Source organism: Bdellovibrionales bacterium (assembly GCA_018266295.1).
In the GTDB taxonomy this organism is placed as follows: Bacteria; Bdellovibrionota; Bdellovibrionia; order Bdellovibrionales; family Bdellovibrionaceae; genus JACMRP01.
In genome coordinates this window covers 317,418-330,225 of the sequence record JAFEAQ010000011.1, presented here as the reverse complement: position 1 = coordinate 330,225, position 12,808 = coordinate 317,418, and the positions used below count along the sequence as shown (strand labels likewise).

10 protein-coding genes are annotated in these 12,808 nt (G+C 49.0%); 5 read left to right on the top strand and 5 right to left on the bottom strand.

Going from position 1 to position 12,808, the window contains the following annotated elements; all coding sequences use genetic code 11:
* The first annotated feature begins 2 nt into the window (after positions 1-2).
* Positions 3-3,167, top strand: coding sequence for an efflux RND transporter permease subunit (locus JSU04_10325; GenBank protein ID MBS1970695.1), 3,165 nt, complete (start codon positions 3-5; stop codon positions 3,165-3,167).
* A 9-nt stretch (positions 3,168-3,176) separates the two neighbouring features.
* On the top strand, positions 3,177-3,809 hold the full coding sequence (locus JSU04_10320) for a TetR family transcriptional regulator (GenBank protein MBS1970694.1): 633 nt from the start codon (positions 3,177-3,179) through the stop codon (positions 3,807-3,809).
* A gap of 4 nt (positions 3,810-3,813) precedes the next feature.
* Here the strand turns inward: JSU04_10320 and JSU04_10315 are convergent, their stop codons facing one another.
* From JSU04_10315 to JSU04_10300, 4 genes are all read right to left on the bottom strand, one after another.
* Complete coding sequence (locus tag JSU04_10315) at positions 3,814-4,557, bottom strand: hypothetical protein (GenBank protein MBS1970693.1); 744 nt, start codon at positions 4,555-4,557, stop codon at positions 3,814-3,816.
* A gap of 109 nt (positions 4,558-4,666) precedes the next feature.
* On the bottom strand, positions 4,667-5,443 hold the full coding sequence (locus tag JSU04_10310) for a lytic transglycosylase domain-containing protein (GenBank protein ID MBS1970692.1): 777 nt from the start codon (positions 5,441-5,443) through the stop codon (positions 4,667-4,669).
* Positions 5,444-5,543: 100 nt separating this feature from the next.
* On the bottom strand, positions 5,544-6,506 hold the full coding sequence (locus JSU04_10305) for a cation transporter (GenBank protein ID MBS1970691.1): 963 nt from the start codon (positions 6,504-6,506) through the stop codon (positions 5,544-5,546).
* Between the two features lie 9 nt (positions 6,507-6,515).
* The gene (locus JSU04_10300) at positions 6,516-6,788 is read right to left on the bottom strand and encodes a metal/formaldehyde-sensitive transcriptional repressor (GenBank protein ID MBS1970690.1); all 273 of its coding nucleotides are present in this window, start codon (positions 6,786-6,788) and stop codon (positions 6,516-6,518) included.
* A 146-nt stretch (positions 6,789-6,934) separates the two neighbouring features.
* Here JSU04_10300 and JSU04_10295 point away from each other — a divergent pair, with 146 nt between their 5' ends.
* Together JSU04_10295 and JSU04_10290 are read left to right on the top strand one after the other, a co-directional pair.
* Positions 6,935-7,633 (top strand): hydrolase, encoded by a 699-nt coding sequence (locus JSU04_10295; GenBank protein MBS1970689.1) that lies wholly within the window; start codon positions 6,935-6,937, stop codon positions 7,631-7,633.
* Between the two features lie 428 nt (positions 7,634-8,061).
* Positions 8,062-8,655 (top strand): hypothetical protein, encoded by a 594-nt coding sequence (locus tag JSU04_10290; GenBank protein ID MBS1970688.1) that lies wholly within the window; start codon positions 8,062-8,064, stop codon positions 8,653-8,655.
* A 374-nt stretch (positions 8,656-9,029) separates the two neighbouring features.
* On the opposite strand, the gene JSU04_10285 is transcribed toward JSU04_10290, so the two are convergent.
* Positions 9,030-11,021, bottom strand: coding sequence for a DEAD/DEAH box helicase (locus tag JSU04_10285; protein MBS1970687.1), 1,992 nt, complete (start codon positions 11,019-11,021; stop codon positions 9,030-9,032).
* A 127-nt stretch (positions 11,022-11,148) separates the two neighbouring features.
* On the opposite strand from JSU04_10285, the gene JSU04_10280 reads away from it, so the two are divergent.
* The gene (locus JSU04_10280; protein ID MBS1970686.1) at positions 11,149-12,774 is read left to right on the top strand and encodes an ABC-F family ATP-binding cassette domain-containing protein; all 1,626 of its coding nucleotides are present in this window, start codon (positions 11,149-11,151) and stop codon (positions 12,772-12,774) included.
* The last annotated feature ends 34 nt before the right edge of the window (positions 12,775-12,808 follow it).

The window sequence follows — 12,808 nt, the reverse complement described above, 5'->3', positions numbered from 1 at the left end:
TCATGAGCTTAGCTAGTACATCCATTAAAAGACCTATCTTCATTGCCTGTGTCACTATCGCGATGGTCGTTGTCGGCTGGGCAAGCTTTAAATCAATGAGCGTCGACCTCTTTCCGGATGTCAGCGTACCGGTTGTCACCGTTCAAACGGTTTACGCCGGAGCCGGCCCTTCCGAGGTTGAGACACTGATTAGCCGTCCGATTGAAGAAGAAGTGAGTACTATTTCCGGTATTAAACGTCTGACTTCAAAAAGTCTCGAGGGCGTCAGCCAAGTCATCGTTGAGTTCCGCAGTGATATCGATTCAAAGTACGCGGAACAACAAGTGCGCGATAAAGTAAATATCGCTAAAGCGAAGCTGCCGACCGAAGCCGAAGATTCTGTGATTAAGAAGTTCGACCCGTCGGATACGCCGATTTTGATGTTGTCGCTCGCGGGACCGGGTATGAACGATGCCGAGCTCTTCGATATCGCCGATCAATTCGTGAAGCCACGTCTTGAGCAGGTGAATAACGTGGGCGCGATCGATATTCTCGGTGGTCGTAAAAGAGAGATTCACGTACTGTTAGATCGCAATAAACTCCGTAACCGTGAAATCTCGGTTTCTCAAGTGGCGGGCCAAATCGGAGCCTCTGGTGAAAACGTTCCAAGCGGTAAAGTGACTCAAGGTGAAAAGGAACTCGTGTTCCGTGGTTTGGGCGAGTTCCAGTCCGTGCCTGAGATCTCTGATACGCTCGTCAATTTGTACGGTAACGAAGTTTCGACTCGCGTGGCGGATTTAGGGATCGTGAAAGATACGCTTGAAGACGAAAAATCCCGTGCCTTTGTGAACGGGGATAAAGCGCTCTTTTTGCAAGTCTATCGTCAATCCGGCTCTAACACCGTGAAAGTAGCCCAAGACGTTCTGAAACAAATGGAACGCATGGCGCCTGAGCTTAAGAAAATGAATCCGAAACTGGATTTGAAAACGGTGACGAATGCTTCCGTCAAAATTCAAGACAACGTGTCTGAGGTTTATGAAACGATCATCATCGGTATTATTCTAACGGTGATCACGGTCTTCTTCTTCCTCGGTTCGCCGCGCACGACTTTGATTACAGCGCTCTCGTTGCCGATCTCATTGATCAGTGCATTTATGGTTATGAAACTTGCGGGTTTCTCGATCAACATCATTACATTGCTCGCTCTGACTTTGGCGGTCGGTCTTTTGATCGATGACGCGATCGTGGTTATTGAAAACATCTATCGCCGTATGGAAAAAGGTGAAGATGCATTCACGGCCTCTGAAAAAGGCACTGAAGAGATTCAGATGGCGGTGTTTGCAATCACTCTCGTGGTGGTGTCCGTATTCGTACCGGTGGGTATGATGTCAGGGACGATCGGTCAGTTCTTGAAATCTTTCGGTTTGTCCGTGGCCTTTGCGATGGCGGTCAGCCTCTTCGTGGCGCTGACGATCATTCCGATGATGGCAGCTTACTTTGGTGGCGAAGGCCACGGCGGTCACCATGGCGAGAAAATCAAAGAATCGATCTATGATAAAACCATTGGCCGTGTGATGAAGGGCTTTGATCGTTTCCAAACATGGCTTGAGAAAATGTACGAAAAGCTTCTGCGTGTGACTTTGCGCCATCCGATCTTGACGATCTTGGCAACACTCGTGGTGTTCTTCGCCAGTATTTATTCGGTGACGAAAGTTCCAGCGAGCTTCGTGCCAGATGACGATAGCGGTGAGATCAGTATCACCCTCGAGATGGAGCCCGGCACGAGCTTGGATGGGATGAATAAAGTCGGTACGCAAATCGATAAGATCATCCATAGCAATCCACAAGTAGATTATACGACGATGACGATCGGTTCCGTCTTCGGTGAGGCCAATAAAGCCAGCTACTACGTTCGCCTCAAAAAAGGTAAAGAGCGTGGCATGACGACGGAAGTCTTCCGTGACAAGCTTCGTGATGAATTGAAAGACTTCAAATTTGCAAATCCGGTCATTAAGAAATACGATGCGACAGGTGGTATGGCCGGTCAGCCCATCATGCTGAATATTATCTCTGCCGATCCTCAGGATCTCGAGAAATACGGTTTACAAATTTTCGAAAAATTGAAAAAAGATCCTCGTTTGAAAGACGTGGACTCGAACTACCGTCCTGGTAAACCTGAGTTGCAAGTTCACTTGAAACCAGGCGCCGGCAAACGTTATGGTATCAATACCAAAACGATGGGTTCTGAGCTCCGTGCGCAGGTTGAGGGCTTCACTCCGGCGAAGTTCCGTGAAAAAGGCCGTGAGTACGATGTGCGTGTTCGCTTGCAAGAAGACCAACGCGATTTGAAAGCGACCTTCGCGCAAGTTTACATTCCAAACATCAATCGTAAGCTCGTGCGTCTGCAAGACGTGGCGAACGGCGATTTGAAATCAGGCCCGGCTTCGATTGAGCGTCAAGACCGTGGTCGTTACATTCAAATCACCGCAGGTCTTGCACCAGGTGTGGGATTGAGCACGGTTGTAAATGATATTAATAAAATGCTCGGCCCGGGCGGTGAAGTGCAATTGCCTTCAAGCATTCGCTACAGCTTTGCCGGTGAAGCCGAGAACATGCAAGACCTTGTGACTTCAACGGTTCTGGCGTTGGGCTTTGCGGTCTTGTTCATTTACTTGATCTTAGCAAGCTTGTACGAGTCCTTCATTACGCCAATCACGATTATGATCGCGTTGCCTCTGGCATTGAGCGGTGCGTTCTTGGGATTGTTCATAATGAAAGAGACTATCAGTATCTTTGCGATCCTGGGTCTTTTCATGCTTATCGGGGTTGCCGGTAAGAATGGTATCTTGCTGGTGGACTATGCCTTGCAGATGATTAATGAAAAGGGTATGAGTCGCAATGAAGCTCTGATTGAAGCCGGTAAGACACGTCTTCGCCCGATCTTGATGACGTCCTTCGCGTTGATCGCAGGTACGTTGCCAATCGCGATCGGTTTGAGCGAGGCTTCGAAAGCGCGTACCGGTATGGGTGTTGCGATCATCGGCGGTATGATTTCATCGACGTTGCTGACGCTCATCGTACTTCCTTCGGTATTTATTTATATTGATCGTTTGAAACATTGGATTCGTAAAATCGGCAGCCGCTTTATTTCAAAACGTAAAGTGGATGAGCAGATACTTGCGAAATAGGAGATTTGTATGACAACTGCGGTCGTAGACAACAATAGAAAAAAGCTTTTACGGGCAGCCGCGGAACTGTTTGCTGAAAAAGGATTTGATGCGGTCAGTACCCGAGACCTCTGCAACAAAGCGGAGGTCAATGTCGCTGCCATCAGTTATTACTTTGGCGGCAAAGAGGGCCTCTATCTAGAGGTTTTCCAAAGCTACGCGGAAAGAATCAGTGAAAGAATCAAAGGTGTATTGGTTACTCACGAAGGCAAGATCAGCACTCCTGAGCAAATGGAGAATGCGCTTCGCGATTTGATCGGCAGCATCGTTGACATGCGGGCTGAAGAGCCAGAAGTTGCGATTGTTTTGCAGAAGCAAAGCATCGGCAATATTCCCGGCGTTCAAGAAGCGTTTGTGACGATTACTGAGCCAGTCGGTGATGCGCTGACGGCGTTCTTTCAAGAGATTCAAGATAAGAAGCTCATCCGCGCGGATTTGAACATCCGTTCGTTCTTGACCATTCTGATTGAGTCGATTTGGGGATACTTCTCGTTGCAAGAACGTGGCATGAGTATTTTGAAAGACGCTTATCGTTTGCCGGAGCAGCGCGGGCAGTTTGTGAACTTTCTGGCAGAGGTCTATACCCGCGGGATCGTCGCTTAGAACCTTAAAAGCGAATCTGAAATTGCAAACCGATATAGTTGGTTGGCTTTTCAGATTCGTACGGACGTCCATAAGGTCTTTGCGGAGATTCTGTGGTGATCTTTGTAGTGCCGCTCGTAAAAACTCTATGGCCAGCGGCGGAATTGGTGTTTAGTACGAAGGCTTCCGCAGGATTCAAGACCACAAGGGCCATGGATCCCAGTTTAGCAGAGCCCATGAATTTATAATTATTGTTTTTTAGATCTCTCTGCGCGCTTCTCAGGACGCCGCTCAGAATTCCACCAATGACCGGGTTCATCAAGATGCCATCGCGGATGGAACCCTCAGGCAGGTTGCTCTCATCGGTTTCCCAGAAAAAAATATTTTGGTTTGGCATGAAATAGAGAATTCCGCCGGCGGAGATTCCGGCAATCGCCATGTTACGCGTGGTAAAAATCGCACTTTGTTCTTCGGCCGGTAATTTGCCAAAATTGAAAGTGCTTTCGAGTTCCGATTCTCTGGCGCGCTGAACGTGAATACGGTCGGTGCTCGCGCGGTAACAGCGGTAGATCGCACGGCGAGACGGGCGGTAGCTATAAGGCCCATAAGGGCTTTCTCGATGGCCATAACTTTCAGCGACGATATCTTGGATGACTTTCTCACGCATTTCCAGCTCTTCCTGAGAAGGTTGCTCGCGTCCCTCGGACAGGAGAGGGGCGGTGAAAGCGGCGATCACAAGGATGCTTAAAAGGATTTTTTGAATCGTCATGCCTTCGTGACAATTACAAGGTTCAGGCCAAATTCAATGGCCTAAACTCGAACGAATGGGATTTGAGGGGGTTGGAGCAACCCGGTTCGGGAGATAAAAACAGGCTTGATCAATTATTTGACACTGCCACGCGCTTCGTTTTTGGGTCCATGGTTTTACCGAAGGACTTATAAAGCAAAGCATAGTTCTTCATCACCTTGCGGGCGTAGATCTTATTTAAGATATGCGCGTTCATTTGTTTGCTCTGATTTTTCTTGAGTGCCGCGGTCTTGCGAGCCTGTTCTTTGCGGATTGCTGTCGGCCCCGAGTTGTACGCGCGCACGTAGTCTCTTGGGACGCTGTCAAACTCTGAACGTAAGTGAGCAAAGTAAGTGGTGCCGATTTTAATATTGTAAACCGGATCGAAGAGGGCTTTCTTTCCCTCCCATGGAATGTCGTAGGTTTCGGCAATCCACTTCGCAGTTTCAGGCAGGATTTGCATCAGGCCGGAGTCGCCGAGTTTGCCTTTGGCATTCGGATTAAAGGCGCTTTCGGTTTGAATCACGGCCAGCGTAAACACAGGATCGAGTCCTTGTTTTTCGCTTTCTTCAATAATGGCGGCGGTGATTTCGTCAGCTTTGGCTTTGTATTTTTGCGGCAGGGAACTGTGGACCTTGCTATAGATATGATACTGCAGATTGTATTTGCCCTCGATGCGTTGAACGGGGCTGGTTTTGTATTTCTGCCCTAAAAGCTCTTGAGCTTGGCTGATCCGCGTTTGCTCGTTGATTTTAGGCAGCTCCCGTTGGCTGTAATCCACGTGAGTCATGTTTTGAAAGAGGAGCACGAGGGCGAGCCACCCAGTGCCGAAATAAAAGTATTTAAGTCTACGTCCAAGTAAGTCCATCCCTGAACTTTTCGGAGACTGGACCAAAGGACTGAAGGGAAAACTTGCTGAGCAAAAGTTCGACGAAACCTGAAACTCGGTCGTTTAAGAGTTTGCCGATCTAGACAACTTCATCCGGCTTCAGAGCGCAGTTGAAGTTTTCCAGATCGCCGGACTCTACTTGGATTGTCGGGTGATCGATCTTGAAGTTCTCTTTCAGCTCTCTAGTGATCTTCGCAAGGAAGGCATCGTTATGATGTTCTTTATCCATCACCAGGTGAACGGTGAGGGCGCTTTCTGTAGTGCTCATCGACCAAACGTGAAGGTCATGCACTTCAATCACGCCTGTGAGTTGGGTAAAGTACTGACGCACATCCGGAAGATGAATGCCGTTAGGAACCGCGTCCATCGCCATGTTCACGGACTCTTTAAGCAGGCCCCAGGTGCCCCAAGTAATGATGACGGCAATGGCGATACTGATTGCAGGATCAATCCACACGAGATCGGTTTTTTGAATAATGAATCCTGCAATCACAACGCCGACAGAAACAAGTGCATCGGCAGCCATGTGCAAGTAAGCGCCGCGGATGTTGATATCTTCTTTACGGCCCGACATGAACAGCAGCGCCGTAAAGCCGTTGATCAGAATGCCGACGGCGGCAACGGCCATCACCATGCCGGTTTGAATTTCAGTGGGATGCCAGAAGCGACGAATGCCTTCCCAGGTGATGCCGCCGACTGCGACTAAGAGAAGAACCGCATTGAGCAGGGCTGACAAAATCGACGAGCGGCGAAGGCCGTAGGTGTAACGATTGTTTGGCTTCTTGCGCGAAAGCCAGACGGCGCCCCATGCGAGTACCAGTCCAATCACATCGCTCAGGTTATGGCCGGCGTCGGCAACAAGTGCGAGGGAGTCGGCGATAAAACCGTAAGTGGCTTCCACGACGACAAAAAGTAAATTGAGCCCAATGCCGATGGCGAAAGCGCGATCGAAACTCTTCGGAGCTGCATGACTGTGGGCATGTCCATGGGAATGACCGTGATTATGTGAATGACTGTGAGAGTGAGAATGACCACCTGACATGAGGAACCTCTATTTCCAAAAACTTCTGAGAATTTCAATGGCCTCTTCGCTGGCCTGAGCTGCTTCTTTGCTGTTCTTCGCAGTGCCGATATGTTCGCGGATATGTTCTTCCATAATGTCAGACATCAATCCATTGAGAGCGCCACGGCAGGAGGCCAGAGTCAGCATGACCTTATAGCAATCGTCTTCATTCTCAAGGGCATTGGTCACGGACTTTAGTTGACCCTGAAGGCGGTTGACCCGTCCAATCAGGCGATCTTTGTCTTTGAGAGTGTGTGCCATAGCAAGGTCTCCAGCTTCATATAATATAGGGGGGTACCCTATATTGCAAGCTTTTGAGAATAAAAAATCCAAATATTGGAATTCCTTGGCATTGCCAATATTTAAAAACTGCCGCGCAATAACTTTAAAAACAGAAAGGATCATTTATGGACAGCTTGTTTGCTCCCGAGGAGTGTTGCTTGGCTTTGATTGATTATCAGCCGCAGATGTTGTTTGCGGTGCAGTCCCATGACCGGCAGTTGGTGATCAATAACGTGGTGGGCTTGGCGAAGGCGGCGAAGGCTTTCGAGGTTCCCACGGTTGTGAGTACAATTGGCGCAAAGGGTTTTGCGGGCCCCGTTTTTCCGGAGTTGCAGGCGGTCTTTCCGGCGCAGGAGCCGATCGACCGAACTTCGATGAACGCGTGGGAGGACGAGAAGTTCGTTGATGCGATCCGGGCAACGGGCCGAAACCGAATTATTATGGCGGGCTTGTGGACGGAGATTTGTTTGGTATTTCCGGTGTTGCATGCGCTCGATGATGGCTTTGACGTGGCTTTTGTTGCGGATGCCTCGGGTGGGCAAACAGTGGAGACTCACCACATGGGTTGTCATCGAATGATTCAAGCGGGCGCATCGCCGCTGACGTGGTCGCAGGTCATGTGTGAGTGGCAGCGCGACTGGGCCCGTAAAGAAACAGCGGCAAAGGTGCGTGACATAGCTCTTCATCATTTGGGAGCCTACGGTCAAGGCTTAGTCTACGCACAAGCCATGTTCAAATCCCGAGAAGGCGAGGGCCGGCCGCATATGCAATCGCAACAGCAAACTCCCGAAATCCAGGAGAGCACGACGGTGACTCAACACTGACACCGAGCCTGGTCTGGCCTGGCCTAGGTAAGAAAAACCATTTACAGCCGAAGTCTGCGACTCCCCTGAAGTTCGCAGGCGCCTTCTTTCGAACAGCACCGCCTTCCAATATTCCGCGCGCCGATGATTCTATCGCAAGCAGAGGTAGAGCAACCATCCCCAAACGCCTTTTCTTCCAATGTCCGGGATACGAATTATATAAAATAGTATTGACGTGGTTTTCGCGTGCTTGGCTTCGCTTGTGCGGGGAGATTTTGCGTGGGGGTTTGGATTTTGATTTTAGTAAGAAATCTCTTCGGGGCGAAGGGATTACGCTCTTTAATGAGTGATATGATTCGCGTTAGGTTTGCTCTTAGAAATTCACTCTCAAAACTCGTGTTATAAGTTTCTCACCTTAAAAGAATAGTTAAGTTTAATTGGAGTGAGAGATGAGACAGACAGGGTTTGATTTCATTCATAACTACAAAAAAGAATTTGGTGGAAGCCTTTTAACTGGCAAAAGAAAAACCGCGCGTCCACTTTCATTTAAAAATCCAACTCACTTAATTCTAAAAAGCACAGGCAGTCATTGTTTTGTTCCTGATTCTCGAAAGATTGAATCTCTTATAAACTCTCAAGCAAACAAATACGGCATTAAGCTTTATAAGTTTTCTCTAAACTGGTCTCATATTCATATGGTGATGCTACTCCCATCAAAGAAAGCCTATTTAGCATTTATTAGAACGCTTACTTCTCTTCTTGTGAGCTTGCTCTCAAAGCTTAAAGGAAAGAACTTAAAAGGTCTTTTTGACCTTCGCCCCTTTACCAGGATTTTATCCTGGGGAAGAGATTTTAAAAACGTACTTAACTACCATGAACTTAACGATATGGAAGCTCGAGGGTTTCAAAGACCAAAGAAGAACGCAAGTAACTCAAAGAAAAAGACTGAGAGCTCAAAAGAAAAACATGTGCAGATGTCACGGAATAAAGAGATATATCTATTGTCAGGCTTACGCTCTGAATATGGTAAACCTATAAGTTGACCATAATCAGAGGGGAGATAGTTTCCTTTCTCACACGCTAGTACTTAGCGTACACGCCCAGTCGAGGATCGCACGTCGGCCATCCATCCATGAGAACGGGGTTGTCCGACCATCGTGGTCGGCCAGGCTAAGCATAAGGGGACGGGTTTAAATATTTTAGGAGAGGGATGAGATAAATCTCTTCATCTGCCGAAGTGTCGTACTTTGATTCTTATTGGGGCTTTGAAAGAAAGCTTGTACTAAATGCCGAAAGGACGGACGCCGGGCGGGAGTCGCCGCCAATTAAGTCACGCCACACGTCCGCGAGCCCCCGGAAAAACAAAAGGCCCCGGGAATTCCCGAGGCCTTTTGGTGGTTTTCATTTTTATCCGTGACTAAGCGTTGTCGCTGGCAGGGCGGCGTTTGAAGCCACCACTCTTGTGGCGTTTTACGCCTGGGTGGTCAGCGCGCTTTGGACGGTCGCTACCGCCGCTACGCTCTTTGCGATCACCGAAAGATTTCTTTTCTTTGCGGCCGCCTTCAGAACCACCGTCGCCGAAATCGAAGCCGTCAAAACGAGGGCCACGGTCACGACGTGGGTAAGAGTCATCAGAACCACCGCGCTCTTTGCGGTCGCCGCGAGGGATGTACGAAGACCCATCTTTGCGCTCAGAACGCGGGATGTAGCCACCACGATCGCGAGACTCAGAACGTTCGCCACGCTCAGCACGTGGAGCGAAGCTTTCTCTGCGCTCAGTGCGCTCGCTGCGCTCTTCGCGATCGCCGCCACGGTCACGACGGCCGAAGCCGCTTGTGCGTGGACGATCGTCGCCACCACGGTCATCGCGGTCACGGCGAGAATAGCCGCCACCACGTGAATCGTTACGGTAGCCACCGCTCAAAGTGCGGCCACCACGGTCACCGCGATCGTCACGACGGCCGCCGCCACGTTGTTCGAGGCCGCCTTTCATGAAGTCGAGGTCGTAGTCTTTTTCAGCCAAGATCTCAGGATGCAAAGCTGTGATTACACGAGCCAATAACTCCGGCGAAGCCAAAGTCATCAAACCCGTTTCATCTTTCTGAACTAATTCTTTAAACATTTCCAAAGCCAATTGATACTTGCGGCCTTCAGTCGGCACGCCCGTCAACTGACCCATGAATTTCTGCAAGCGAGTGAGTGCTACTTCGTCTGCAGTCGGGATCTTGCCCTTTTCCAAAGTCTTCTTCGTCACGTTTTGCAAACGGCGGAGAGAGCTTACTTGGCGTGGGTTGATCAAGCTGATCGCGATCCCTTCTTTACCGTTACGGCCTGTACGACCGATGCGGTGAACGTAAGATTCCACATCCCATGGCAACGAGTGATTGATAACGTGAGTAAGATCTTTTACGTCCAAACCACGAGCTGCAACGTCAGTCGCAACCAACACTTTGGCTTCCCCAGAACGGAATTTCTTAAGAGTGATTTCACGCTCACGTTGTTGTTTATCACCGTGCAAAGAAGCGACGGCATAACCACGTTGTTGAAGTTTTGCTTCAAGCTCGATCACTTCCATTTTAGTTTGGCAGAAGATGATGCCGTGGAAATCGTCGTACATTTGCAGCAAGCGACTGATCACCTCGTTTTTGTGTTCGTCCTTAACTGTGTAGTAAAGCTGCTTCACGAGATCAGACATCCCTTGGGATTTCGCGATCTCAATCGTTTCAGGATTTTCAAGGTAAGCATCAGCAACACGGCGGATATCGCGGCTCATAGTTGCAGAGAAGAGCCAAGTCTTGCAGGCAGCACGGCCGGAAGCCGCTGCGTTTTCGTTGTGCGTGTGTTTTAAGATGAACTCGAGGTCATCTTTGAAACCCATGCTGATCATCTCATCGGCTTCATCCAAAACAAGAGTTTGGACGTTGGTGAGTTGAACAACTTTTTGTTCCAAGAAATCAACAAGGCGACCTGGAGTTGCAACCACGATGTGAGCGCCACGTTTCACGCCCTCCATCTGAGTGCGATAGCTAGAGCCACCGTAAATAGTCACAACGCGAACGCCTTTATACTTACCCAATTTTTGCAATTGATCCGCAACTTGGAGAGCCAACTCACGAGTCGGGCTCAAGACAAGGCCTTGAGTCGATTTCAAGCTCGCGTCGATTTTTTCAATCAAAGGAATACCGAAAGCCGCTGTTTTACCAGTGCCCGTAGAAGCCAAACCGATCATGTCTTGAGCTTCGCCCAAAAGCATCGGGATCGCCTTTTCCTGGATAGGAGTCGCCGAAGTGAACCCCATCTCATTCATAGCCTTCATCAGGTCAGAGCTGAGACCAAAAGCTTCAAAAGAATTTGGCGTGGATTCAACAGGAGTAGAAGTAGAATTATCGGGTGAAGACTCAGATTGCATGGGGACCTTTCGAAAAGAAAACAGCAATTTAGACTATTTTCAGGCTCTCCGCCTTAAAATAATGAAAGCTGTATTTTATTCAGCGGCTGTCTTGCAAATAGACGGGAAAACCCGTACCTTGTGGTCCATGATCCATCTCTCAAATATCACTAAACAATACGGTAGTAAGATCCTCTATAAAAATGCCTCTTTCCAGATCAACGACGGAGAGAAAATCGGTCTCGTAGGCCCTAACGGAGCCGGTAAAACCACGATTTTCCGCGTGATTACAGGCGAAGAGGGCTATGAGGGCATGGTTTCTAAGTCCGATAGAACCGTGATTGGTTATTTCTCTCAGAACATCGAGGATATGCGCGGCCGTAGCGCCTTGGAAGAGGTTAAATCCGCTGCCGGGAAGCTCCCTGAGTTGGGCGCTAAACTCAAAGAGTATGAGCGTCAGCTCGAAGATTCAGCAGTGAATCCGATTGATGACGATGCCATGGCAAAATTACTCGAAAACTATGGCGAAGTTCAGGCCGAGTATGAGCGTTTAGGAGGTTATGACCTCGATACGCGAGCGGCTGAGATCCTGACGGGCCTTGGGATTGGACCTGAGGACTATCACCGTCCGACCGAGAGCTTCTCGGGTGGTTGGAAAATGCGTATTGCTTTGGCAAAGATCCTGGCTTTGAACCCAGATGTCTTGCTGATGGATGAGCCGACGAATCACTTGGACATGGAATCCATCATTTGGCTTGAAGAGTGGCTGACGAATTTTAAAGGCGCGTTGATGATGACTTCGCATGATCGCGATTTCATGAATAGACTTGTCAGCAAAGTTGTCGAAGTTGCCAATAAAACTATCACGACTTACGGTGGCAATTACGATTTCTATGAAAAAGAAAAGGCGATTCGCCTTGAGCAGTTGATTGCGGCCGCGAAACGCCAAGAAGACATGCTCGCGAAAGAAGAAGAGTTCATCGCTCGCTTTGCAGCGCGGGCCTCGCATGCGGCACAAGTTCAGTCGCGTGTTAAAAAATTGGAAAAGATCGACCGTATCGAAATTCCGGCTGAGGAAAAAGCCATCAAGTTCGAGTGGGCCGAGCCGCCTCGTGGCGGGGATGAAGTTGTGAAGTTTGAAAATCTCACAAAGATTTACAAACGCGACGACGGCAAAGAGAAGCTGGTTTTTGAAAATGCCAGCGCGCTGGTAAAACGCTTGGACCGTGTGGCGGTTGTCGGTGTGAACGGTGCTGGTAAATCGACGTTGCTTAAAATCATCACAGGTCAAACGGACCTCACAAGCGGCGTTTGTAACTTAGGAGCGTCGATTTCAATGGGTTATTTCTCGCAGAACTCTCTGGATGTCTTGGATCCGAATGCGACCATCATCGAGGAAGTTCACTCGCGCATTCCAAATTCAACAGTGGGTTTCGTGAGAAATCTTCTCGGTGCGTTCAAGTTCAGCGGCGAAGAGGCGGACAAAAAGATTTCGGTCTTGTCGGGTGGTGAAAAAAGCCGCGTGGTTCTAGCCACGATCCTTGCGAAGCCTGTGAATTTCCTCGTGCTGGATGAGCCGACGAATCACTTGGATATCGTGTCGCGCGAAGTTTTACTTGAAGCCATTAAGACCTTCCCGGGCACCGTCATGATCGTAAGCCATGATAGACACTTCTTACGTGAGATTACGACACGGGTGTTTGAAGTCGATAAGAGCCATCTGACGACTTATGATGGGACCTGGGATTATTACTTGTCTCAGAAGAAGCACTAGTTTAAAGCTCTGATAGAAACTCTAAAACCCGGCG

Bases quoted from the DNA above. Each gene is read 5' to 3' on its own strand.
- JSU04_10300 (MBS1970690.1), bottom strand. From the start codon at position 6,788: ATGGCACACACTCTCAAAGACAAAGATCGCCTGATTGGACGGGTCAAC.
- JSU04_10315 (MBS1970693.1), bottom strand. From the start codon at position 4,557: ATGACGATTCAAAAAATCCTTTTAAGCATCCTTGTGATCGCCGCTTTC.
- JSU04_10295 (MBS1970689.1), top strand. From the start codon at position 6,935: ATGGACAGCTTGTTTGCTCCCGAGGAGTGTTGCTTGGCTTTGATTGAT.
- JSU04_10320 (MBS1970694.1), top strand. From the start codon at position 3,177: ATGACAACTGCGGTCGTAGACAACAATAGAAAAAAGCTTTTACGGGCA.
- JSU04_10290 (MBS1970688.1), top strand. From the start codon at position 8,062: ATGAGACAGACAGGGTTTGATTTCATTCATAACTACAAAAAAGAATTT.
- JSU04_10285 (MBS1970687.1), bottom strand. From the start codon at position 11,021: ATGCAATCTGAGTCTTCACCCGATAATTCTACTTCTACTCCTGTTGAA.
- JSU04_10325 (MBS1970695.1), top strand. From the start codon at position 3: ATGAGCTTAGCTAGTACATCCATTAAAAGACCTATCTTCATTGCCTGT.
- JSU04_10305 (MBS1970691.1), bottom strand. From the start codon at position 6,506: ATGTCAGGTGGTCATTCTCACTCTCACAGTCATTCACATAATCACGGT.
- JSU04_10310 (MBS1970692.1), bottom strand. From the start codon at position 5,443: ATGGACTTACTTGGACGTAGACTTAAATACTTTTATTTCGGCACTGGG.
- JSU04_10280 (MBS1970686.1), top strand. From the start codon at position 11,149: ATGATCCATCTCTCAAATATCACTAAACAATACGGTAGTAAGATCCTC.